Source organism: Mesorhizobium sp. B2-1-3 (genome assembly GCF_006442495.1).
GTDB lineage: Bacteria > Pseudomonadota > Alphaproteobacteria > Rhizobiales > Rhizobiaceae > Mesorhizobium.
The window spans coordinates 40097-63397 of sequence record NZ_VFWL01000013.1 but is presented as its reverse complement, the minus strand read 5'-3'; the positions used below and the strand labels follow the sequence as shown (position 1 = coordinate 63397).

22 protein-coding genes are annotated in these 23301 nt (G+C 61.3%); 8 read left to right on the top strand and 14 right to left on the bottom strand.

From position 1 onward, the window contains the following. Positions 1-3: 3 nt before the first annotated feature. On the bottom strand, positions 4-630 hold the full coding sequence (locus FJ973_RS20835) for an MOSC domain-containing protein (protein WP_140557517.1): 627 nt from the start codon (positions 628-630) through the stop codon (positions 4-6). A 180-nt stretch (positions 631-810) separates the two neighbouring features. On the opposite strand from FJ973_RS20835, the gene FJ973_RS20830 reads away from it, so the two are divergent. Next, complete coding sequence (locus FJ973_RS20830; RefSeq protein ID WP_140557515.1) at positions 811-1377, top strand: isoprenylcysteine carboxylmethyltransferase family protein; 567 nt, start codon at positions 811-813, stop codon at positions 1375-1377. A 15-nt stretch (positions 1378-1392) separates the two neighbouring features. Here FJ973_RS20830 and FJ973_RS20825 read toward each other — a convergent pair whose 3' ends face one another. Together FJ973_RS20825 and tam are read right to left on the bottom strand one after the other, a co-directional pair. Continuing rightward, on the bottom strand, positions 1393-2514 hold the full coding sequence (locus FJ973_RS20825) for a beta-ketoacyl-ACP synthase III (protein ID WP_140557513.1): 1122 nt from the start codon (positions 2512-2514) through the stop codon (positions 1393-1395). A 220-nt stretch (positions 2515-2734) separates the two neighbouring features. Further along, complete coding sequence (tam, locus tag FJ973_RS20820) at positions 2735-3502, bottom strand: trans-aconitate 2-methyltransferase (RefSeq protein WP_140557511.1); 768 nt, start codon at positions 3500-3502, stop codon at positions 2735-2737. Between the two features lie 185 nt (positions 3503-3687). Here tam and FJ973_RS20815 point away from each other — a divergent pair, with 185 nt between their 5' ends. The 3 genes from FJ973_RS20815 to FJ973_RS20805 are packed head-to-tail and all read left to right on the top strand — an operon-like array spanning position 3688 to position 5793. Further along, the gene (locus tag FJ973_RS20815) at positions 3688-4326 is read left to right on the top strand and encodes an MT-A70 family methyltransferase (RefSeq protein WP_140557510.1); all 639 of its coding nucleotides are present in this window, start codon (positions 3688-3690) and stop codon (positions 4324-4326) included. After that, positions 4287-5384: a hypothetical protein gene (locus tag FJ973_RS20810; RefSeq protein WP_140557508.1), complete on the top strand. Its 1098-nt coding sequence runs from the start codon at positions 4287-4289 to the stop codon at positions 5382-5384. Before FJ973_RS20815 ends, FJ973_RS20810 begins: the two co-directional genes overlap by 40 nt. Next, positions 5371-5793 (top strand): PIN domain-containing protein, encoded by a 423-nt coding sequence (locus FJ973_RS20805; protein ID WP_140557507.1) that lies wholly within the window; start codon positions 5371-5373, stop codon positions 5791-5793. The genes FJ973_RS20810 and FJ973_RS20805 overlap by 14 nt, the downstream gene beginning before the upstream one ends. Positions 5794-5921: 128 nt before the next feature. On the opposite strand, the gene ettA is transcribed toward FJ973_RS20805, so the two are convergent. Both ettA and FJ973_RS20795 read right to left on the bottom strand, forming a co-directional pair. Beyond that, positions 5922-7571: an energy-dependent translational throttle protein EttA gene (gene ettA, locus FJ973_RS20800; protein WP_140495150.1), complete on the bottom strand. Its 1650-nt coding sequence runs from the start codon at positions 7569-7571 to the stop codon at positions 5922-5924. Positions 7572-7744: 173 nt separating this feature from the next. After that, positions 7745-8752, bottom strand: coding sequence for a ribonuclease (locus tag FJ973_RS20795; protein WP_140557505.1), 1008 nt, complete (start codon positions 8750-8752; stop codon positions 7745-7747). Positions 8753-8939: 187 nt separating this feature from the next. Here FJ973_RS20795 and FJ973_RS20790 point away from each other — a divergent pair, with 187 nt between their 5' ends. The 3 genes from FJ973_RS20790 (at position 8940) to FJ973_RS20780 (ending at position 12771) form a co-directional block, all read left to right on the top strand. Further along, the gene (locus tag FJ973_RS20790; RefSeq protein ID WP_140557504.1) at positions 8940-9872 is read left to right on the top strand and encodes an alpha/beta hydrolase; all 933 of its coding nucleotides are present in this window, start codon (positions 8940-8942) and stop codon (positions 9870-9872) included. Between the two features lie 80 nt (positions 9873-9952). Then, positions 9953-11125, top strand: coding sequence for a CaiB/BaiF CoA-transferase family protein (locus tag FJ973_RS20785; protein WP_140557502.1), 1173 nt, complete (start codon positions 9953-9955; stop codon positions 11123-11125). Further along, a complete protein-coding gene (locus FJ973_RS20780; RefSeq protein WP_140557500.1) occupies positions 11122-12771 on the top strand; it encodes a thiamine pyrophosphate-binding protein in 1650 nt (549 codons plus the stop codon). The genes FJ973_RS20785 and FJ973_RS20780 overlap by 4 nt, the downstream gene beginning before the upstream one ends. A gap of 87 nt (positions 12772-12858) precedes the next feature. Here FJ973_RS20780 and FJ973_RS20775 read toward each other — a convergent pair whose 3' ends face one another. The 5 genes from FJ973_RS20775 to FJ973_RS20750 all read right to left on the bottom strand — a co-directional run bounded on the left by FJ973_RS20775 (position 12859) and on the right by FJ973_RS20750 (position 17690). After that, positions 12859-13308 (bottom strand): CHRD domain-containing protein, encoded by a 450-nt coding sequence (locus FJ973_RS20775; RefSeq protein WP_140557483.1) that lies wholly within the window; start codon positions 13306-13308, stop codon positions 12859-12861. Between the two features lie 184 nt (positions 13309-13492). After that, on the bottom strand, positions 13493-14464 hold the full coding sequence (locus FJ973_RS20770; protein WP_140495139.1) for an ABC transporter substrate-binding protein: 972 nt from the start codon (positions 14462-14464) through the stop codon (positions 13493-13495). Between the two features lie 37 nt (positions 14465-14501). Next, entirely contained in the window at positions 14502-15656 is a 1155-nt protein-coding gene (locus FJ973_RS20765; protein WP_140557481.1) for an ABC transporter permease, read from the bottom strand. After that, on the bottom strand, positions 15653-16531 hold the full coding sequence (locus tag FJ973_RS20760; RefSeq protein ID WP_140557479.1) for an ABC transporter permease: 879 nt from the start codon (positions 16529-16531) through the stop codon (positions 15653-15655). Before FJ973_RS20760 ends, FJ973_RS20765 begins: the two co-directional genes overlap by 4 nt. A 367-nt stretch (positions 16532-16898) precedes the next feature. Beyond that, positions 16899-17690, bottom strand: coding sequence for an ABC transporter ATP-binding protein (locus tag FJ973_RS20750; RefSeq protein ID WP_140516662.1), 792 nt, complete (start codon positions 17688-17690; stop codon positions 16899-16901). Positions 17691-17820: 130 nt separating this feature from the next. On the opposite strand from FJ973_RS20750, the gene FJ973_RS20745 reads away from it, so the two are divergent. Beyond that, entirely contained in the window at positions 17821-18225 is a 405-nt protein-coding gene (locus tag FJ973_RS20745; RefSeq protein WP_140557478.1) for a cupin domain-containing protein, read from the top strand. Positions 18226-18553: 328 nt separating this feature from the next. Here the strand turns inward: FJ973_RS20745 and hydA are convergent, their stop codons facing one another. The 4 genes from hydA to FJ973_RS20720 all read right to left on the bottom strand — a co-directional run bounded on the left by hydA (position 18554) and on the right by FJ973_RS20720 (position 23202). Next, positions 18554-20005 carry a dihydropyrimidinase gene (gene hydA, locus FJ973_RS20735; protein ID WP_140557476.1) on the bottom strand — a complete coding sequence of 484 codons (1452 nt, stop codon included), beginning with the start codon at positions 20003-20005 and terminating at the stop codon, positions 18554-18556. Positions 20006-20069: 64 nt separating this feature from the next. Beyond that, positions 20070-21320 carry a Zn-dependent hydrolase gene (locus FJ973_RS20730; RefSeq protein WP_140495126.1) on the bottom strand — a complete coding sequence of 417 codons (1251 nt, stop codon included), beginning with the start codon at positions 21318-21320 and terminating at the stop codon, positions 20070-20072. After that, entirely contained in the window at positions 21321-21734 is a 414-nt protein-coding gene (locus FJ973_RS20725) for an endonuclease domain-containing protein (protein ID WP_281407023.1), read from the bottom strand. 139 nt (positions 21735-21873) lie between these two features. Then, positions 21874-23202 (bottom strand): aspartate aminotransferase family protein, encoded by a 1329-nt coding sequence (locus FJ973_RS20720; protein ID WP_140495122.1) that lies wholly within the window; start codon positions 23200-23202, stop codon positions 21874-21876. Positions 23203-23301: the final 99 nt, after the last annotated feature.

Here is a 23301-nt window from a genome sequence, read left to right as displayed (position 1 = left end):
TCGTCAGGCGCGATAAATCCACTGCTCGGGCACCCGCACGGAGATTTCCTCGCCGGACCTGACGACGCCGGGCTTCTCGACCCAGGCGACAAGGCCCCGCAGCCGCTTGGCGGCTTTCGGGAAGAGCAGCGCGGTGGCGTCGCGGTCCGCCGCCCGGACATGCTCGGAGATCGAGTGTCCGGCGACGCGGCATGGCTTGTTCTGGGCATCGATCTTGACCGTCACGCCGCCCTTGAAGAACAGCAGCGAGCCGGATGGCAGCATCGAAAGATGCGGTATCCCTTCGATCAGCAAATTGGCGCCGATCCACTCAGGCTTGATCTCCTTGAGGCCCATGCGTTCGGCGACCAGCGCGAGTTCGTCCGCCGACACCAGCGACAATTGTCTCTCGTTGCGCATCTCGGTGCCGCGCTGATACCAGGGTTCGCGCCCGCCGGAGCGTCGCGTTATCCCGGCATGAAAATCGCCCGCTATGCCGTCGAAGCCCAACTGCAATTCCTCGACCGCCTTGGTTTCGAAATGGTCGAACGGAGCGGCATAGAGCGCCGCCGCTCTTGCCGCCAGCTTGCGGCCCGGCACGATGTCGACCGTCAGGTCCGCCGGAAAAAGGTCGAGATTGGTTTCCTGCATCAGTCTCGTCTAGAGGCCCTCCGCAATGCGGTCCAGTCGAAAGCGCTGATGATCCGATCACGCCGTTTGATGCCGATCACGACTTTCTTACCGGAAACGCCGTTGCCGTCCTCAGCGCGCCGCATTGCCGCCGCGCCGCGGGCATAGACGATGGCGCCAGATCGGGAGGAGGTTCGGGTCATGCAGGTGGGACACGCCGTTGCCGCGCTCTGGTTGTTCTGGCTGGTATCGTGGATCCTTGCCGCATCATGGGCCGATCCCGTGCGCAAGCGGGCGGATTTCAGGGCGGAGGCGCGATATCGGGTTCTCTGGCTCGCCGGTACCGTCCTGCTGTTCGTTCCGGCGCACGGCTATGTGGGTCGGCTTCGGCTCTGGACGCCGACGCTCACCCAAGCCTGGATTTGCGTCGCCCTGATCGCCATCGGCATCGCCTGTGCATGGTGGGCCCGCCTGCATCTCGGCCGGCTGTGGTCCAGCACGGTAACGGCCAAGGCCGATCATCGCATCATCGACACCGGCCCTTACGCGCTTGTCCGTCATCCGATCTATACCGGCCTGCTGCTTTCGGTCCTCGCCACCATGGCCGTCAAGGGCACGGTATGGGGCGTCGCGGGCGCCGCCCTGCTGCTTGTCGGGATCGTCATCAAGGCGAGGCTGGAGGAAAGTTTCCTGCGCGGCGAGCTTGGGCCCGCCTATGACGATTACGCGCGCCGCGTGCCGATGCTCGTTCCCTTTTCGCCGGCCTGAAGCGGCAAGCGCGTCCTACAGCATCCGCAGCAGCGCGCCGCCGATCGAATACCCCGCGCCGAAAGCGCAGATCAGCCCGAAGTCGCCCGCCTTCATGTCGGCATGGTTCTCCGACAGCGCGACGATGGCGCCGGCGCCCGCTGTGTTGCCGAGACGCTCCAGCACCATGGGCGCGCGGTCATGATCGACCTCGTGGCCGAATGAGAGTTTCAGGATCATGGCGTTCATGCGCGCATTGGCCTGGTGCAGCCAGAAACGTCGCACCGCCTGCGGCGTCAGGCCGTGCTCGGCCAGGAATTCGACGATGAATTGGTGCCCGGCGACGGTGACTTCCTTAAACACCTTGTTGCCGACCTGCTTGATCAGATTGCCCTCCAGATCGATCCTGTAGGGATCGTCCTGTGCGGTGCGGGTGTGGTAGCCGAGATTGGTGCGGATGTTGTTCGACATCTGCGTCCAGATGCGCGTGTCGAGCACTTCGAAACGTCCCGGCCGTTTCTCGCCGAGTGCCAGCCCTTCGACCACCATCGACACAGAGGCGTCGCCGAAGATGAAATGCGTCTGCCGGTCGCGGAAATTGAGATGGCCGGTGATGATCTCCGGCGTCGTCACCAGAATGCGCTTGTGCGCGCCCGCACGCACGAGATTGACCGCCATGTGCAGTGCCGCCGCGGCGGATGAGCAGCCGAGCCCCATGTCGAAGCCCGCCCCCTTGGTGCCCAGGGCCTGCTGCATCTCGATGGCGATCGCCGGATAGGGCCGCTGGTGGTGCGAGGCCGAGCAGATCACCAAATCGATATCGGACGGCTTCAGCCCGGCATGATCGAGGGCCTTGCGGGCCGAAGCTATGCCGAACTCGGCCTCCACCGACAGCGCATCGTCCGGCCGCGCCGGAATGCGCGGTGCCATACGGGTCGGGTCGAGTATGCCTTCGCGCTCGATCACATGACGGCTGCGCACGCCCGAGGCGTGGACGATGAAGTCGCTGTCCGATTTCTGCAGCAGCGGCTGGTCCGTGCCCGACCGGCGCGCGTTTTCCGTGTCGACCCAGTTGTTGAAACTGGCGACCAGTTCCTCATTGCTGATCTCTGGCTCGGGGATTTCGACGCCGATACCGCTGATGATGACGCGATGCATGTCCAGTCCGTCCCATCCGCAGGCGTTCAGGGGCTTTGATGTGGGCGTAAGGGAGGCCCGGCGCAACCCTTGTCGCATTGAGCCGGTTTATGCCAGCTTAAACCGGTTCCCACGTCCCTCACCATGCGCACAGTTTGGTGTTAGTCTGTGAGTTGTTCCAGCATGCACCGTCGTCGCGGCTGCACACGAACTGCCCCAGCTCCTCATCGACGTTGGTCGTTCAAGCCCGCTTGGCGACAATGAAAATGCGCGGGAAACGCAACAGCACCTTGCCATTTGCGGTCTTGTTATAGGCCTTGGCGATCTTGGCCGTGTAGCTTTCGAGGAACAGCATCTTCTCGTCCGCATCGAGCGGGTCGACAAAAGGCTTCAAGCCCGTCGACTTCACCCATTCCACGATCGCCCCGGCGTCGGCCAGCGGATGGTTATAGATCGTGTGCCAGATGTCGAGCCGGTCCGAGAGCGGCGACAACAGATCATAATAGAACGACACCGGCGGCAGCGGCGCGCGCGCCGCCCCTTTCAGCTTGGCTGCGAACGGCATTTCGGCGGCGGTCTCGCGCATCAGCCTGTGGGAATCCTCGCCCATATTGTCTGGCATCTGCACGGCGAGCGCGCCGCCGGGCGCAAGAAAACCCATCAGCCGCTGGAAGACATCAGGATGTTCCGGCAGCCACTGGAACACGGCATTGGCGAAGATCACATCGACCGGTTGAGCCGGCGCCCATGTCGAGGCATCGGCAAGGTCGAAGCTGACATTGGGCAGGCGTGCCCTAGCCTTCTCGATCATGTCGGGAGACGTGTCGAAGCCGCTCACCTGTGCATCCGGCCAGCGCGCGACCAGAAGCTCCGTCGAATTGCCCGGCCCGCAGCCTATGTCGACAACCCTGCGGGGGAAGTCGACCGGCACCTGCGCCACCAAGTCGCGCGCAGGACGCGTGCGCTCGTCCTCGAACTTCAAATATTGGGCGGCGGACCAATCGGGCATTTCAATTGCTCCTCAAACTCTCGGCCGAACTGTACGGCGATCCACCACCATCAGCCTGAATATGGTTAACGAAAAGTCTACTGTTGATACCCGAGAGTGCGTAGCGACATAGGACACAGAATCGTGTCAGATTGACAAACGGGTTTGTTCCTGATTTGTTCACATTCCGTTCGGAGAATTATGTCATGAATGCAGAACCCACCGATCCTAGCATCGATCTTCTCCGAAAGCTTGACGGAAAGACCTTTAGAACTATTCTTGCGGATCCACCTTGGCGCTTCATAAACCGCACCGGGAAGGTGGCGCCCGAGCATCGTCGGCTTTCCCGCTATGAGACGATGACGACAGACGAGATTTGTAAGCTACCCATCAGAGGGGTAATCAAAGACCCTGCTCATCTTTATCTTTGGGTTCCTAATGCCCTTCTTCCAGACGGATTGCGAGTGATGGCTGCCTGGGGTTTTGAATACAAAGCGAATATCGTCTGGCACAAGGTACGTAAGGACGGCGGCTCAGACGGCCGCGGTGTCGGCTTTTATTTTCGCAACGTAACAGAGCTTCTACTGTTCGGCGTGCGGGGAAAAAATGCAAGAACAGAGGCCCCAGGTCGGAGCCAGGTCAACTACTTATCGTCTCGAAAAAGAGAGCATTCACGTAAGCCGGATGAGCAATATGATCTTATAGAGAATTGCTCAAAAGGGCCTTATTTGGAACTTTTTGCGCGAGGTACGCGACCGAAGTGGGCTTATTGGGGAAACCAAGCCAACAATGACTATGAGCCAAATTGGCCAACGTACAAATACAACTCGTTTTCGACAAAATGACCACAAATAAAAAGCGCGTAAAAGTGTGGAGAATCGGAAGTTTCACCAAAAACTTCCGATGGGGCAAGGAGATAGATGGCCTAAAAAGACTATATGACGCGATAAATGTTGGCTTTAGCGGTAAATTACATCCGGTTTTAAGGTCAACGTTTAGAGATCGACTTAGAAAAAGAGGATTTATAGATTATATTCCAGCAAATTTCTTTGTTTTTAACCAAAATATTAATGGAGAAGACTTAATTGTCGTCGACGAACTTGTATACCAAGCCGTTAAGTTCGACCATACCGAAAATTTTGACCGTCTTGCCATATTTGCTTTGCTCCTGAGCGAGGCGGGTAAATGGAAGGGGGCAACCCAAGAACAAGAAAATCCTTCCGAATGGGCGAGATTCTTTGTCCTAGAAGATCTTTCTCAATTGGAGAAGTGGACACCCGACCTGTACAGCGCCGACAGGATTGAGAGCTATCTAAATGGGAAGAAGGAATTTGAAGGGAATACGCGAAAACTGGCTACAAATCTTAGCTACTTTTTCAATAAAGGCAATCTTTCTGACTTACGGGAAATTGAGAGTCCTGATTGGTTTTCCAGCGCAATTTTCCTCGCCTTAGATCGATATTACCTGAAATCGCTTCCACCTGCTCCAAGCGTTGGTTGGGCCATCGACGCATTGACGGAAAATGACGTTGTCGATCTAACCGGTCCAATGTCGGAGTTCCAACTGGAGATGCAAAAATCTATCGCCAAACTTTATCTCTCCGTCCACCAGGTCGAACGATTCCAGGGAGACGGCGGCGAAGTCGGGAAAACGATTTTTGCGGTATTGAACAGAAATCCAGCATTGATAAAGTCATTGCCTGGAATTACACAAAGGTGGCTCGAAAGCCGCCTTTTTGTTGAGATTTTCAGCAGCAAAGACGAGATGAAAAAGGTAATTGATGGAAACTACCAAAAGGAAATTCAGTTAGCCGTAGAGAAAATTCATAATTCACTTCCAAAACCGAGTCTAAGCGGTGACGACGTAATCGCGCTTTTCCGAGGCGAGGATGACAATAATTGATTCGTGCATTGTACTTGATATAGCGGAGAACGGTGCCTACACGCAAAAGGCCCAAGATGCTTTAGCAGAAAGACTGAAAAAAGGTCGGGTGTTCGCACCGGACATGGTTTTTGCTGAAGTATGCTCAGGCTACGAAAAACTTGAAGACGTGTTATATCTGTTCAGGTCATTGAATATAGAGATAGTACCCTTGCAAGCAGAGGCTCTGTTCCGGGCTTCACGGGCGTTTGACAAATTTCTAAAAAGGAACCGACGAACTCAGCGTGCCCAAATTCGCTCCCTTAAGAGAATACTACCAGACTTCTACATAGGCGCATTGGCGGAAGAAGAGGGGATACCCCTTCTCACTCGTGACAAGAAGCGCAAATGGACAACAGACTTCCCCACTCTCCAGATTATTGAGCCTTAGCCGGTTCTTAATAAAAAACTCCTGATCTCATTCCTCTCCTTTAAACCAAGGAACCGCTCCCAGGTACTGAGAACAAGCTCCGCATTGAGCGAAGATCCGCAAAAACTCCGGCCGGCAGCAACTGATTCTTACCGCGTCAGCCTCTTATGCGTCATGCGGTGCGGGGCCGCCGCTTCCGCGCCCAGGCGGCGGAGCTTGTCCTTTTCATATTCCTCGAAATTGCCTTCGAACCATTCGACATGCGCGTCGCCCTCGAAGGCGAGCATGTGGGTCGCCATGCGATCGAGGAACATGCGGTCGTGGCTGATGATGACAGCGCAGCCGGCATAGGCTTCCAGCGCGTCTTCGAGCGCGCTCAGCGTCTCGGTGTCGAGGTCGTTGGTCGGTTCGTCGAGCAAAAGCACATTGCCGCCGCCTTTGAGCATCTTGGCCAGATGCACTCGGTTGCGTTGGCCGCCCGAAAGGTTGCCGACCTTCTGCTGCTGATCGCCGCCACGGAAGTTGAAGGACGAGCAATAGGCGCGGCTGTTGACCTCGTGCTTGCCAAGCTTGATGACTTCGGCGCCACCGGAGATTTCTTCCCACACCGTCTTGTTCGGGTCCAGCGCGTCACGGCTCTGGTCGACATAGCCGAGCTTGACCGTCTCGCCGATGCGGATCGACCCCGCATCAGGCTTTTCCTGGCCAGTGAAGGTCTTGAACAGCGTCGTCTTGCCGGCGCCGTTCGGGCCGATGACGCCGACAATGCCGCCCGGCGGCAGCCTGAACGACAGGTCCTCGATCAAAAGCTCATCGCCGAAGCCCTTGGTGAGCCCTTCAACCTCGATGACGACATTGCCGAGGCGCTCGCCCGACGGAATGACGATCTGCGTGTCGGTCGGCTTGCGATTCTGCGACTGCTCGACCAGTTCCTCATAGGCCTTGATACGGGCCTTGGACTTGGTCTGGCGCGCCTTCGGCGAGGATTGGATCCACTCACGCTCGCGCCAGATCGACTTCTGGCGGGCGTCGTCCTCGCGGCCTTCCTGGATCAGGCGCTTGGCCTTGGCGTCGAGATATTTGGTGTAGTTGCCCTCGTAAGGGATGCCACGGCCGCGATCGAGCTCGAGGATCCATCCCGTGACGTTGTCGAGGAAGTAGCGGTCGTGGGTGATGATCAGCACCGAGCCCGGATAGTCGCGCAGGTGCTTTTCCAGCCAGGCCGTGGTCTCGGCGTCGAGATGGTTGGTCGGCTCGTCGAGCAAAAGCAGGTCGGGCTGTTCCAGGAGCAGCCGGCATAGCGCCACGCGGCGGCGCTCGCCGCCTGACAGATTGGTCACCTCGGAATCGGCCGGCGGGCACTGCAGCGCGTCCATCGCCATCTCGACCTGCTGCTCGAGGTCCCAAAGGTTGAGCCGATCCATCTCGTCCTGGAGCTTGGCCGACTCGTCCGCCGTCTCGTCGGAATAGTTCATCATCAATTCGTTGTAGCGCTCGATGATGGCGGTCTTCCTGCCGACGCCGTCCATGACGTTTTCACGCACGGTCTTGCTGTTGTCGAGCTGCGGCTCCTGCGCTAGGTAGCCGACCGTGGCGCCTTCGGCCAGCCACGCCTCGCCCTGGAACTCCTTGTCGAGCCCGGCCATGATGCGCAGGATGGTCGACTTACCCGAACCGTTAGGACCGAGAATGCCGATCTTGGCGTCCGGGTAGAAGGACAGATGAACGTTATCGAGCACCTTCTTGGTGCCGTAGGCCTTTGACAGGCCTGACATGTGATAGATGAACTGGCGTGCCACGCGCGCTTTCCCTGAAAAACTGACTGATTTGTCGATCTGAATGGAGGTTGGCCGCTATGTAGGCGATGCGGAGCCGAACGGCAATCGCTTTCGCCGCATCGAACCGATCACAGGCCGCACAACAACGGGCGTTGGCGCCCCGGCCTGCCTGCCGGCTGGAATGAGCTCAGGACCTACTGGAACCCGATTGCGTCGACGGTTCCGGTCGGGCAACCGGCCTTGTTGGTCGGCACCGAGGCCAGCAGCAGGTCCTTGAGCGAGCTGTTTGGGCCGATCGGACCGGCAAGGCCAAGCGTCAACTCTCCGATCAGCCGCCGGCCGCTCGACGGATCGATGACACAGGAGACGCGCACGCGATCGCCGGCGCCGGCGCCAAAGGCCTGGTCGAAGGCGCCGCGGATCTGGTCCGCCGTCAGCTTGCCGCCGATGTTCTTGGCGAAGAGATCGCGCACCGCTGAGCCGTTCACCGCGCGCATCAGGCCGAGTGCGTCGGAAAAATACTCCTGCTGGTTCTTGCCGTAGCAGGTGCCGTGCTTGATCCATTCATGCCGCTCCAACTGCGAAGCGGTGCCCGGCATAACCTTGTCGAGTTCCGCGCGCGTGCCGGCGTCCAAATTGACAGGCGGAAGATCCTTCCAGTGCGCCGGACTGTCGTTGGCCTTGTCGCTGGCCGGTACCTGGCAATAGAAGTTCCCGTTCGGCTGCGGCCACAGGCCGTGCAAGGTGAAGTTGCTGGCATCGAATTCATTCGGGTTTTGTGCCTTGCATTCGCTCTTGCTGGACTTGGTCTCGCAAAAAGCCGGCTGCCAGCTCAGCGCGAAGACATATTCGGGTTTTCCCGACGCCGCCGGCTTGCCCTGCCCGCCGGGGGTCGCCGGCAGCGTTGCTGCGCTGCTGCCGGAGAGATGTCCGCAACTGACCTTCACCCAGCGCCGATCCGGATCTGCGCCCGGCACCAGAATGAGATAGTGCGTCGGCGCATCCTTGTTGCCCGCCAGCAGTTGATAGCTCTGTCCGGCATCAGTCGAGACATTGCCGGGATTCTTGCCGTTCTTGATGGCTTGCGTCGCCGGACAGGAGGCGTCGGCAACGAAGGTGCCACTCATCCTGACGTCGGCATGGGCCGCACCCGTTAACGATGCCGCCAACATGGCCAATCCGAAAACAACAGCAATGCGCATGGGGAATCCCTGGATGAAAAAGGTGGGCGACAGACTGAAGCTGTCTCCATGTCAGAATTGCGATATTCCACCGGCCAGATGCAAGAAACATCATCGCGAGAAATCCGGAATGGCGGATTGACGCTGAACCGGCCCCGGCGCAAACAAGGCCGGCGCCACCGAGGCGGGCCAGGGTGGAAATCACTGAATGTCATTCAGCCAGCAGCGCATGGTCCGTTCGCCGACCGGCGCCGACCTCAATCTTCTGGTCCGGCAGGCCGACGGCCATCCGCGCGCCGTCATCCAGATCAATCACGGTCTGGCAGAACATGCGGCGCGCTATGATCGTTTTGCCGATTTCCTGGGCGCGCGCGGCTTTAGCGTCTATGTTCACGATCATCGCGGCCATGGCGCAACGAAGGCGCCCGACGCACCGCTGGGCAGGTTCGCGCATGAGGACGGCCCCGCCAAGGTCATCGCCGATGTCGGCGCCATCCATGATCTCATCGCCAGGGAGCAGCCGGGCCTGCCCGTCATCCTGTTCGGCCATTCGATGGGCGCGTCCGTGGCGCTGAACTTTCTCCTGGCCCATTCGAACCGCGTTCACGCCGCCGCCATCTGGAATGGCAATTTTTCAGCTGGCCTGCTCGGGCAGGTGGCGCTCGGCATCCTTGCATGGGAAAGGATGCGGCTCGGCTCGGACGTCCCATCGCGCCTGCTGCCGAAACTCACCTTCCAGGCCTGGGGTAAGGCGGTGCCCAACCACCGCACCTTGTTCGACTGGCTGTCACGCGATCCCGCCGAGGTCGACAAATACATCGCCGACCCGCTATGCGGCGGGGACGCCTCGGTGTCGATGTGGCGCGATGTCGTGCAGATGGCGCTCAAAGGCGGCAGGGACGCCGGTTTCGTCGGCGTTCGGCGCGACCTCCCCGTCAGCGTCGTGGGGGGCGAAAAAGACCCTGCCTCGGATTATGGCAAAGGGATCATCCAGCTTGCCGGACGCATGCGCAAAATGGGCTTTTCGAATCTCGTTTCAAAGGTTTACAGCGAGACCCGCCACGAAAGCCTGAACGAGGTGAATCGCGACATCGTCATGGACGATTTCGCGGCATGGGCCGAGACGATCCTGACGCGATGAAGCGTTGGCCCATTGCAAGAGCCGTGACAGCGGCAATCTCTGTTGATAGAGGCTTTGGTTCCGACCAATTCTGGTGATTTATGGCTGAGCCCCCGCTGAAAGGCGTCCGCGTCGTCGAACTCGCCCGCATCCTTGCCGGGCCTTGGGCCGGGCAGTTGCTTGCTGATCTCGGCGCCGACGTCATCAAGGTCGAAAGCCCTGACGGCGGCGACGACACCCGCAAATGGGGCCCGCCCTTCGTAATGGGCAAGGATGGCGAGAACCTGTCGGCCGCCTATTACCATTCCTGCAATCGCGGCAAGCGCTCCATCGCCATCGATTTTTCGACACCGGAGGGCGCCGAAACCGTGCGCCGGCTGGTGGCAACGTCTGACGTGCTGATCGAAAACTTCAAGCTTGGCGGCTTGAAGAAATACGGGCTCGACCATGAGAGCCTGCACAAGATCAATCCGCGCCTCGTTTATTGCTCGATCACCGGCTTCGGCCAGGACGGTCCTTACGCGCCGCGCGCCGGCTACGATTTCATCATCCAGGGCATGGCCGGCATGATGTCGATCACCGGCGAGGCGGGACGCGAGCCGCAGAAGGCCGGCGTCGCCATCTCCGACATCTTCACTGGCCTCTATTCCGTCATCGCCATCCAGGCGGCCCTTCGCCACGCCGAAAAAACCGGCGAAGGCCAGCACATCGACATGGCATTGTTCGACACCCAAATCTCGGCGCTCGGCAATCAGAACCTCAACTATCTCGTCTCCGGCAAGTCGCCTGTGCAGATGGGCAACGCGCATATGAACATCGCGCCCTACGAGGTGCTGCCGGTCCGGGACGGTCACATCATCCTGGCGGTCGGCAATGACGGCCAGTTCGCCAGGTTCTGCGCGGTGGTCGGGCTGGACGAATTGCCCGGCAATCCCGATTTCGCCACCAATCCGGCCCGCGTCGCCAACCGGGCGGCGCTACGCGAGCGGATCGTCGAGGCGCTGAAGACCAAGGATCGCGACCCGCTGCTGGCCAAGCTGGAAGCGGCCAGCGTGCCGGCGAGCCCGATCAACACGATCGGACAGATGTTCGCCGACCCGCAGGCGATCGCGCGCGGCATGCGGCTCGATCTCGACGACGGCCATGGCAATCTTCTGCCCTCGGTTCGCGCACCGATGATCATGTCCCAAACACCGCTCGTCTATGAGCGCCCCTCGCCCCGCCTGGGCGAACATACTGACGAAATCCTTGCCGAACTGGAGAGAGCAAAATGAAAACCGGCGGACAATTGATCGTCGACGCGCTCGAGGCCAACGGCACCGACCGTATCTTCTGCGTGCCAGGCGAATCCTACCTCGCGGTGCTCGACGCGCTGCACGATTCGGCGATCCGCACCATCGTCTGCCGCCAGGAGGGTGGCGCCGCCATGATGGCCGACTGCCAAGGCCGCCTGACCGGCAAACCCGGTATCTGCTTCGTCACCCGCGGCCCCGGCGCCACCAATGCCTCCGCCGGCATCCATATCGCCATGCAGGATTCGGTTCCCGTGATCCTGTTCATCGGCCAGGTCGCCAGCCACGCCAAGCAGCGCGAGGCCTTCCAGGAAGTGGACTATGTCAGGTTCTTTGGCGACATCGCAAAATGGGTGGTAGAGATCGACGATGCGTCGCGTATTCCCGAATTCGTCACCCGCGCCTTTGCCGTGGCGACCTCCGGACGCCCAGGTCCCGTCGTCATCTCGCTGCCGGAAGACATGCTGACCAGTGTCGTCGATGCACCGGCCGCGATCGCCTACACCCCGGTCGAGACCAGCCCCGCCGAAGCCGAACTCGACCGGTTCGAGGCGCTGCTCAATGCCGCCAAACGACCGATCGCGATCCTGGGCGGCACACGTTGGGATTTCCAGGCTGTTCAGGAAATCACCCGCATCGCCGAGGCGTGGTCGCTACCGGTCGGCTGCTCCTTCCGCCGCCAGATGCTGTTCGATCATCTGCACCCGAACTATGCCGGCGATGTCGGCATCGGCATCAACCCGAAGCTGGCGACAGCAATCAAGCAGGCCGATCTGGTGCTGCTGATCGGCGGCCGCATGGGCGAGATGCCGTCCTCGGACTATACGCTGCTGAAGAGCCCCTACCCTGACCAGACGCTGGTCCATGTCCACCCCGATGCCGGCGAACTAGGCCGCGTCTACCGTCCAACGCTGGCGATAAATGCCTCGCCCGCCGCCTTCGTGCGCGCCTTCGCCAAACGGAAGGGACCGGCATCGCCGGGCTGGGCGGCGGAGACGGCAAAGCTCCATGCCGCTTATCTCGACTGGTCGACCCCACCGGAAAGCGGTCCGGGCGCCGTCCAGATGGGGCCGATCATGACCTATCTCGAAACGGTGCTGCCCGACGATGCCATCCTGACCAACGGCGCCGGCAACTACGCCACGTGGGTGCACCGCTTCCATCGCTTCCGCCGCTTTGCCACACAGGGCGCGCCGACCTCAGGCTCGATGGGTTACGGAACGCCGGCGGCGGTAGCGGCCAAGGCGCTTTATCCGGATCGCACCGTAGTCGCTTTCGCCGGCGACGGCTGCTTCCTGATGAACGGGCAGGAATTCGCCACCGCCGTACAATACGGGTTGCCGATCATCGTCATCGTCGTCAATAATGGCATCTACGGCACCATCCGCATGCACCAGGAGCGTGAATACCCCGGGCGGGTGGTGGCCACGGACCTCAAGAATCCGGACTTCGCCGCCCTGGCGCGTGCCTATGGTGGCCATGGCGAAACGGTGGAGAAAACCGCCGACTTCGCCCCTGCCTTCGAGCGTGCTCGCGCCAGCGGCAAGCCGGCAATCGTCGAAATCCGGCTCGATCCGGAGGCAATCACCCCGACCCGAACGATGACGCAGATAAGAGACAAGGCCTGAAAGTCGGTTTCCGGCAGGAGAAAGGGCGGCGCTGTCCCGCAAAGCTTTCGCAAGCAAATACGGGCGCGCGCCCCGAGCGACGTCGCGTTACATCGACGCCGCCGCCTTTTCGATCTGACCGCGGATCTCGCCGTCCTTGTTGGCCGCGGTGTGTATGTTGACGTAATATTTGCCGGCTTCCAGATCGGTCACCTGCGTATCGGTCAATGTCGCCGATCCCTTGATCGGGCTCTTGAGTTTTTTGAACGGGATTACGGGGTCCGCATTTTCCCCCTTCGCGGCCGGGCCATGAATATGTGCGGCCGTCGCCGGCCCGCTGAGGCCGGAGTATTTGACGTTCCAACTGAGTTTCTTCTTGGCGGTGTCAAAGGTGAATGTGGCGGTTCCCTTGCCCTTGGTGGTAACGGGTGGGCTCTGCTGGCTGCCATCGAGCGTCGCCTTGAACTTCATCATGTCGGCCAGGGCCGGCGACGCGAACAGGAAAGCGGTCGAAATGGCCAGCGCCGAAAGCGTCGGCAAGACGGTCTGTGTGCGCATGAAGAACCTCCGATTGGCTGTAGCATCCGCCGTGGCTCCCCGCACGCGCATGCCTCCGACGCAACGCTCGGCCGCCCCAATGTATCCAGGCACACGCTTTTGTGATTTGGCCGCATGAAAAAGGGGCGGTCGCCCGCCCCTCCAACATCGTCCATCAAGCCCCGTCACGAGGCCGCTTTGAGGCCTACTTGATCGCCTTGTCGGTGATCGCGGTGGTATAGGCGCCCTTCGGCTCCTTGGTGATGATCTTCTGGTCGAGCAACGCCTTGGCGGTACGCTCATAGGTCGCCGGGTCGAGCTTGCCGTCGGCATTGTCGATGAGCTTGGCGACTTCGCTCATCATACGCTTCTGGTGATTCTCGTCCTGGCCGCCACCATCCATGACGATCTCCGCCGCTTCGTCATTGTTGTCGACGGCGTATTTCCAACCCTTCATCGAGGCGCGCACGAAACGCACCATCTTGTCCTCGAAGGCCGGATCCTTGAGCTTGTCCTCCGAGGCATAAAGCCCGTCCTCGAGCAGGTCGTTGCCCATCGCCGAGTAGTTGAACACGGTGAGTTGCTCCGGCTTGTAGCCGGCGTCGATCAGCTGCCAATATTCATTGTAGGTCATGACCGAGATGCAATCCGCCTGCTTCTGAATCAGCGGCTGCACGTCAAAGCTCTGCTTGAGAACGGTGACGCCGTCCGGGCCGCCATCGGTCTTGAGGCCAAGCTTGTTCATCCAGGCGTAGAACGGATATTCGTTGCCGAAGAACCAGACGCCGAGCGTGTGGCCCTTGAAGTCGGCTTCGGTCTTGATCGGGCCGTCTTTCGGACAGACCAGTTCCATGCCGGCCTTCTTGAACGGCTGGGCGATGTTGACCAGCGGCACGCCCTTTTCGCGGGCTGCCAGCGCGCCGCCCATCCAGTCGACGATGACATCGGCGCCGCCGCCGGCGATCACCTGCTCGGGCGCAATGTCGGGACCGCCCGGCTTGATGTCGACGTCGAGACCCTCGGCCTCGTAGAAGCCCTTCGCCTTGGCGACGTAATAGCCGGCAAACTGGGCCTGCGTGACCCATTTCAGCTGCAACGTCACCTTGTCGGCGGCCATTGCCTGGAACGCGGCCAGCGACATCGCGCCGGCCAGTACAGGAACAATCAGTCTTTTCATTTTTTCCCTCTGGAGTTAGTGCCCAAACCCACCGCCCCTATCCACCACGGACAGAGGGATGCCAAAACGTGACGGCTCTTTCGACAAGAGCGACCACACCATAAAAGACCGAACCCGCAAGGGCTGCAACTGCGATTTCGGCCCAGACCATGTCGATGTTCATCCGTCCGACTTCGGTCGAGATGCGGAAGCCCATGCCGACGACGGGCGTGCCGAAGAACTCGGCGACGATGGCGCCGATCAGCGCCAGCGTCGAGTTGATCTTCAGCGCGTTGAAGATGAAGGGAGCGGCGGCCGGCAGCCTGAGCTTGATAAGCGTCGGCCAGTAGCCCGACGCATAGGTGCGCATCAGGTCGCGCTCCATATGGCCGGACGCGGCCAGACCGGCGACGGTGTTCACCAGCATCGGGAAGAAGGTCATGATGATGACGACAGCCGCCTTGGACTGCCAGTCGAAGCCGAACCACATCACCATGATCGGCGCCACGCCGATGATCGGCAGCGCCGAGACCATGTTGCCGATGGGCAGCAGGCCGCGCCGCAGGAACGGCACCCGGTCGGCGAGAATGGCCGTGACAAAGCCGGCGCCGCTGCCCACGATATAGCCGAAGATAACAGCCTTGAAGATGGTCTGCCGGACATCGGCGCCAAGGATCGGCAGCGAACTGGCGATGCGCGCGCCGATGGCGCTCGGCGGCGGCAACAGGATGAACGGGATGCCGGCGCCACGCGTCACCGCTTCCCAGATGATCAGGATCCAGGCGCCGAAGATGGCGGGGATGATCAGGCGCAGCGCCGTGCGCATCCAGCTTGCGGTGGGGTGCAGTCCCGATAGCACCGCGACGCAGCGCCAGCCAAGCAGCCAGGCGGCCGTGAGCAGCACGAAATACGGCGCCAGTGCCGTGCCTTCGAAACCAGCGATACCTGAGATCAGCAGCAAGGCGACGAGGTGGGCGCCGACGAACAGTACGACCGCTTCCACAAAGCGCGAAATCCTGATCATCGAGACCAGGGCCGTCAGCATGGCAAGGCCAAACATCAGGCCCTTCGTTCCGAGATAGGGATAGTTGGCGCTGGTTGTCGGGTCCGCTAGCGCCGCCGCTTCCGGCTTCGACATGGCGCCGAGTGCGACCGCCATCAGGCACAGCACGATGGCCAGCACAGCCTGCCAGGAAGGCTTCAGCCGGTTCATGCCGGCCTCCCGCCCATGGCGCGGTCGACGAGGCGCCCGGCAATGCCGACCACCATGACCAGCAGCGCGGCCACGATCGAGCCCGCGACAAGCGCCGACCAGATGTCGATGGACTGGCTGTAATAGGCGCCAGCGAGCAGCTTGGCGCCGATGCCGGCGACGGCGCCCGTCGGCAGTTCGCCGACAATGGCGCCGACCAGACTGGCCGCCACCGCCACCTTCATCGAGGTGAACAGGAACGGCACCGAGGCCGGCACGCGCAGCTTCCAGAAGGTCTGTGCACGGCTGGCATTGTAGGTGTGCATCAGGTCGAGATGCATGATCTCGGGCGAGCGCAGGCCTTTCACCATGCCAACCGTCACCGGGAAGAACGACAGATAGGTCGAAATCATCGCCTTCGGGATCAGGCCGGTGATGCCGATCGCCGCCAGCACCACGATGATCATCGGCGCCACCGCCAGGATCGGGATGGTCTGCGAGGCGATGATCCATGGCATCAGGCTGCGGTCGAGCGTCGCCACATGTACGATGCCCACCGCGATGATGATGCCGAGCGCCGTGCCGAAGGCAAAGCCCAGCAGCGTCGAGGACAGCGTCACCCAGGCATTGTAGACCAGGCTGCGGTTCGAAGTGACGTTGCGCAGGAACGTGTTCTCGAAAAAGTTCACCGCCACCTGGTCCGGCGCCGGCAGCGTCGGCTTCGGCTGCGAGAGCGTCTTGCCGATGAACTCGACGGTGCCGGGCGTTTCGTTGGCACGTTGGTCGAGATCGCGCTGGAACGGCGTGTTGAGTATGACGGCGAAGACGTACCAGAGTACGACCACGCCGGCGAGGATGGAGGTTACCGGGATGACCTTTGAGCGGAAGGTGTCCATCTAGCGCCGCCCTTCTCCTCTCCCCACCGGGGAGAGGGTGGCCGGAGCGAAGCGGAGGTCGGGGGCCCTTGCCTTCGTCATCCTAGGGCGAAGCAAGGAGCGAAGCGACGCGGCGCAGACCCTAGAATCCATGCCGTTACCTCTCCGCTCCGCGACCATTCGGAATATGGCTCCCTCCGCGCCGCTTAGCCTGCCGAATATTCTCGACTGTTTGCGCCTTTCGGCAGGCGTCACGGCATGGATCCTAGGGTCTACGTATGCCGCTTCGCGGCTACTCCGCCCTAGAATGACGAAGGCGTAGGTGGCCGCTCCTTCGTGAGGTGGAGGCGCCTTTCGGGGCGCTGCCGCGAGTCCATCCTGCCCCCGCTCAATCATCATAGCTGTGCCCTGCCCTTAAGCCGTCTCGCACCCGTGCGGCGATCGCCAGGAACTCCGGCGTCTCGCGGATGTCGAGTGGCCGCTCCTTCGGCAGCGTCGATTCGATGACGTCGCTGACGCGGCCCGGGCGCGGCGACATGACGACGATGCGCGTCGATAAATACACCGCCTCGGGAATGGAGTGCGTGACGAAGCAGATGGTCTTGTTGGTGCGCGCCCACAATTGCAGCAATTGCTCGTTGAGATGGTCGCGCACGATCTCGTCCAGCGCGCCGAACGGCTCGTCCATCAACAGAAGGTCGGCATCGAAGGCGAGCGCGCGAGCGATCGAGGCGCGCTGCTGCATGCCGCCGGAAAGCTGCCAAGGATACTTCTTCTCGAAGCCGGAAAGGTTGACGAGATCGAGCGTGCGCCTGATCCGCTCTCCCTGCTCCGCCCCGGACAGACCCATGATCTCCAGCGGCAGCGCGACGTTGCGCTCGATGGTGCGCCAGGGAAACAGGGCGGCGGCCTGGAAGACATAGCCGTAGGCGCGTTTCTCGCGCGCCTGTTCTGCTGTCATGCCGTTGACCGAAATGGTCCCCGAGGTCGGCTTCTCAAGATCGGCGATGACCCGCAGCAAGGTCGTCTTGCCGCAGCCCGACGGCCCGATGAAGGAAACGAACTCACCCTTGCCGATGGTCAGGTCGACATTGGACAGCGCCTGTACCGGCCCGTCATTGGTCTGGAAGGTCAGGCCAAGCTTGCTTGCCGCGACGACGGCTGGCGAAATCCCCGTCATCGGCCGCGGCCTGCCTGTTCCTGCCCCTTTAGTGCCGGCCCGATTCCGATTGCTTTTATCGCGATGTTGTTTTCCACTCGCCCAGTCCCATTGGTCTTGTTCCACTCATTCGACGCCCGGAGTTTCCCCGATGTCGCCTCAACCCACTTGCCATCTTATCCGCCCTGAAAGCTCTTATGAAGGCAAGCAGGGATTGACCTATTTCGCCGGTATCGCCACCGAGTCGGTCGGCTCATCTGGTATCTGCATGCATGTGCTCACCATGCCGCCCGGCGCCCGCGCTAAGGCGCATCTGCATGAGAACCATGAAACGGCGATCTACGTGCTCTCCGGCGGGGTCCATACCTGGTACGGCGACCGGCTTGAGAACCACATCGTCGCCAAAGCCGGCGACCTCTTCTACATTCCGGCCGGCGTGCCGCATCTGCCCGCCAATCTGAGTGGGGCCCCGTCTTCGGCCGTCATTGCCCGCACCGATCCCAAAGAGCAGGAAAGCGTCGTCCTGCTGCCGGAACTGGATGCATTGGTCGCCTGAAGCCGGCCTTGCGGGGCTAGGCGCCCATCGGCCAATTGCTTGAGGTTTGCGCTGCCCCTCATCGCCCTGCCGGGCACTTCTCCACGTATCGGGACGGGGAGAAGGACGATTTCGCGAAGGATTTCGCCAATTTCCAGCGTTGCCGGAAAGGGCGCCAAGATTGCGTTCAGTTCCCTTCTCCCCGTCCCTATACGGGGAGAAGGCGCCGGCAGGCGGATGAGGGGCAGCACCAACTTCGGCAATCATCGGCACCGGGAAACTTCCCCGCAGACGGTGCCGTCCTTGTCGGCGATCATCAGTTTCTTGGCGCTTTTCGAGCTGCGCAAACTCAAACCCCAGTCGCCGGAATGCCTGTCCGCTCCACCTTGCGCGGCGCGGTGATCTCCTTCCAGGTCGACAGTGCCCGGTTGACCGCCGCGTTCGGCTCGCGGCCGACGAACTGGCCATGGCCAGGCTTGGCCTTCACCTCGGTCTCCTCGATCGACAATTCGCCACGCGAGAAGACAAAGCGCGGCAAGCCGGTCACTTCGACGCCTTCGAAGACATTGTAGTCGATGACCGACTGCTGCTTCTTCGAAGAAATCGTCTTCTTGCGCTTGGGGTCCCACACGATGATGTCGGCATCCGCGCCTTCGACAATGGCGCCCTTTTTCGGGTACATGTTGAGGATCTTGGCGATGTTGGTCGAGGTTACGGCGACGAATTCGTTCATCGTCAGCCGCCCGGTGTTGACGCCCCTGGTCCACAGCACCGGCATGCGATCCTCGAGGCCGCCCGTGCCGTTCGGGATCTTGGTGAAATTGCCGACGCCGAAGCGCTTCTGGTCCGTGGTGAAGGCGCAGTGGTCGGTCGCCACCACCTGCAACGATCCCGCCTGCAGGCCGGCCCACAGCGAATCCTGGTGTAATTTGTTGCGGAAGGGCGGGCTCATCACGCGGCGCGCCGCATGGTCCCAGTCCTTGTCGAAATACTCACTCTCGTCCAGCGTCAGGTGCTGGATCAGTGGCTCGCCGAACACCCGCATGCCTTTCTGACGCGCCCGGCGGATGGCCTCGTGCGCCTGCTCGCAGGAAACATGCACGACGTAGAGCGGCACGCCGGCCATGTCGGCAATCATGATGGCGCGGTTGGTCGCCTCGCCTTCCACTTCCGGCGGGCGCGAATAGGCGTGCCCCTCCGGGCCATTGTTGCCGGCGGCAAGCAACTTCTGCGAGAGCGCCGCAACCACGTCGCCATTCTCGGCATGCACCAGCGGCAGCGCGCCGAGCTCGGCGCAGCGCTGGAACGACGCATACATCTCGTCGTCGTCCACCATCAGCGCGCCCTTGTAGGCCATGAAATGCTTGAACGAGGTGATGCCCTTGTCGACGACGGTGGCCATCTCGTCGAACACCTGCTTGCCCCACCAGGTGATCGCCATGTGGAAGGAATAATCGCAGGACGCCTTCGAGGTCTTGTTGTCCCACATCTGCAAGGCCTCGAGCAGCGACTGCTGCGGCGACGGCAGGCAGAAATCGACCACCATCGTCGTGCCGCCGGCTAGTGCCGCGCGCGTGCCGGACTCGAAATCGTCGGCCGAATAGGTGCCCATGAACGGCATTTCGAGATGAGTATGCGGATCGATACCACCTGGCATGACATAACAGCCGGTGGCGTCGAACTCATGGTCGCCGTGTAGGTCGGAGCCAATGGCGACGATCTTGCCGTGCTGCATCAGCACGTCGGCCTTCCATGTGCGGTCGGCGGTAACGATGGTGCCGTTTCTGATGACTTTGGTCATTTTTCTCGTTCCCTTGTTCCTTCGCGCTTCTTGCGAGCAGCGTTTGGAAATCCAGCTTTCCAGCTTACTCCACGATGACCGCTGTCTCCACCACGGCATGGAACAGCACGTCGGCTCCTGCCGCCGCCCATTCCTTGGAGATCTCCTCGGCCTCGTTGTGGCTGAGACCGTCGACGCAGGGGCACATCACCATGGCGGTCGGCGCGACGCGGTTGATCCAGCAGGCGTCGTGGCCCGCGCCCGAGACGATGTTGCGGTGCGTGTAGCCGAGCCGGTCGGCGGCATCACGGATCGCCTTGACGCAGCCCTTGTCAAAGGTGACCGGATCGAAATGGCCGACCTGCTCGATCTTGTACTGGATGTCGAGCGCCTCGCATATCGTGTCGATGCCTTCGCGGATGCGCCCATCCATGGCGTCGAGCACTTCCTTCTCCGGCGAGCGGATGTCGATGGTGAAGACCGTGCGCCCGGCGATGATGTTGCGCGAGTTCGGATAGACTTCCATGTGGCCGACCGCGCCGACGGCGTCCGGCTGGTAGTCCATGGCAATCTCGTGCACCAGTTCGATCACGCGCGCCATGCCGAGCCCGGCATTGCGGCGCTTGGGCATCGGCGTCGAGCCGGTATGCGCCTCCTTGCCGGTCAGCGTCACCTGCAGCCATTTCAGCCCCTGTCCATGGGTGACGACGCCGATGTCGATGCCTTCGTCCTCGAGGATAGGCCCTTGCTCGATATGCAGTTCGAAAAAGGCGTGGATCTTGCGATCGCCGACCTTCTCCGTGCCCTTCCAGCCGATGCGCTCCAGTTCCTCGCCGAATTTCTTGCCGTTCTTGTCCGTATGCTCGTAGACGTCGGCCTGGTCGAGCACACCGGCGAATACGCCGGACGCCATCATCGCCGGGGCAAAGCGCGAGCCTTCCTCGTTGGTCCAGTTCGTGACCACGATCGGATGTTTGGTCTTGATGCCGAGATCATTGAGCGAGCGCACGACTTCCAAGCCGCCGAGCACGCCGAGCACGCCGTCATACTTGCCGCCGGTCGGCTGCGTGTCGAGATGGCTGCCGACATAGACCGGCGGCAGGCTGGGGTCGGCGCCTTCGCGCCTGGCAAACATGGTGCCCATCTCGTCGATGCCCATTTCGAGCCCGGCGGCATCGCACCAGCGCTTGAACAGATGCCGGCCCTCGCCGTCCTCGTCGGTCACGGTCTGGCGATTGTTGCCACCGGCAATGCCGGGGCCGATCTTCGCCATCTCCATGATGGAATCCCACAAACGGTCTGAATTGATTCGCAGATTCTCGCCGGGTGCGGCCATTCAAAACCTCTCCAATTGCGTGGCGTTCCCCTCCCCCTTGAGGGGAGGGTGGCCGCGAAGCGGTCGGGTGAGATCGCCGGACATGCGCTCGACCTTCCCTTTGACCACCTGCGCAACATGCCAAGGGTTGTTTATCACATCGGGCTCATCGACGCGAAAGACATCAAAGCCGAGCGAGCGCAGATAGGCATCACGAACGGCATCATGCCGCTTGCCCTTCTCGTGTTCGTGCAGATCGCCATCAACTTCAACGATCAGCTTCACGGCGAGGCAGGCAAAGTCAACGATATAAGGCCCGATCGGACACTGACGACGAAACTTGATGCCGGCCGATTTCAGCTCGCGCAGTTCATACCAGAGCAAGGATTCACCCCTGGTTGCGTGAACTCGAAGCGCGCGCGCCTTTTGGCGCATTTCGTAGCTCACGCGAGTGCGGGGCATCAACGGCAGCCTCGCGGCAACAGATCAGGTCGGCACCCCGTCGCACCGACCCCACCCGACCGCTTCGCGGCCACCCTCCCCTCGAGGGGGAGGGATATCCGCGCCCAGTTCTTCAATCGATCGACCTCAGTACCTCACGCACATGATCGATCAGTTCGTTGATCTGGCCCTTGGTGATGATCAGCGGCGGCGACAGCGCGATGATGTCGCCGGTAGTGCGGATCAGCGCGCCGCGCTCGAACGCCTTGACGAAGGCCGAGAAGGCACGCTTGGTCGGCTGCCCGGCGATCGGCGCCAGCTCGATCGCACCGATCAGGCCGATGTTCCTGATATCGATGACATGCGGCTCGCCCTTCAGCGAATGCAGCGCGTCTTCCCAATAGGGCGCCAGTTCCTCGCCGCGTGTGAGCAGGCCCTCTTCCTTGTAGGTGTCGAGCGTGCCGAGCGCCGCGGCGCAGGCGATCGGATTGCCGGAATAGGTGTAGCCGTGGAAGAACTCGATCATGTGCTCGGGGCCGGTCATGAAGGCGTCGTGGATTTCCTTCTTCACGAACACCGCGCCCATCGGGATGACGCCGTTGGAGACGCCCTTGGCGGTGGTCATGATATCAGGCGTGACGCCGAAATAATCGGCCGCGAACGGCGCGCCAAGACGGCCGAAACCGGTGATGACCTCGTCGAAGATCAACAGGATGCCATGCTTGGTGCAGATTTCGCGCAGCTTCTGCAAATAGCCCTTGGGCGGCAGGATGACGCCGGTGGAGCCGGCGACCGGCTCGACGATAACGGCCGCGATGGTCGAGGCGTCATGGAGCGCAACGATGCGCTCCAGCTCGTTGGCCAGCTCCGCGCCATGTTCCGGCACGCCCTTGGAGAAGGCGTTCTTCTCGGGCAGGTGCGTGTGCGGCATATGGTCGACGCCGCCGAGCAGCGTGCCGAACATCTTGCGGTTGGTGACGATGCCGCCGACCGAAATGCCGCCGAAATTGACGCCGTGATACCCGCGCTCGCGTCCGATCAGGCGGGTGCGCGAGCCCTCGCCCTTCACGCGGTGATAGGCGATCGCCATCTTCAACGCGGTCTCGACCGATTCCGAACCGGAATTGGTGAAGAACACGTGATCCATGCCCTTCGGCGCGACGTCGACCAGGCGGTTGGCCAGTTCGAACACGATCGGGTGGCCCATCTGGAAGGCCGGAGCGTAGTCGAGCTCGGCGGCCTGCTGCTGGATCGCCTCGGTGATCTTGGGCCGGCAATGGCCGGCATTGACGCACCAGAGGCCGGCGGTGCCGTCCAGCACCTTGCGGCCGTCGCTGGTCGTGTAGTGCATGTCCTTGGCGGACACGAACATGCGCGGCGCCTGCTTGAACTGCCGGTTTGCCGTGAACGGCATCCAGAATGCACTGAGATCGTTCGGCGTGACTTTCAGCCGGTTGGACATGACCAAGACTTCCCCTTGTAACCTGTTTCGGTACGTCCAACGCTTGGTCTTTGCCGCGCTTTCGTGCTACGCAAATTTTTGACCGATTGGACAAACGTT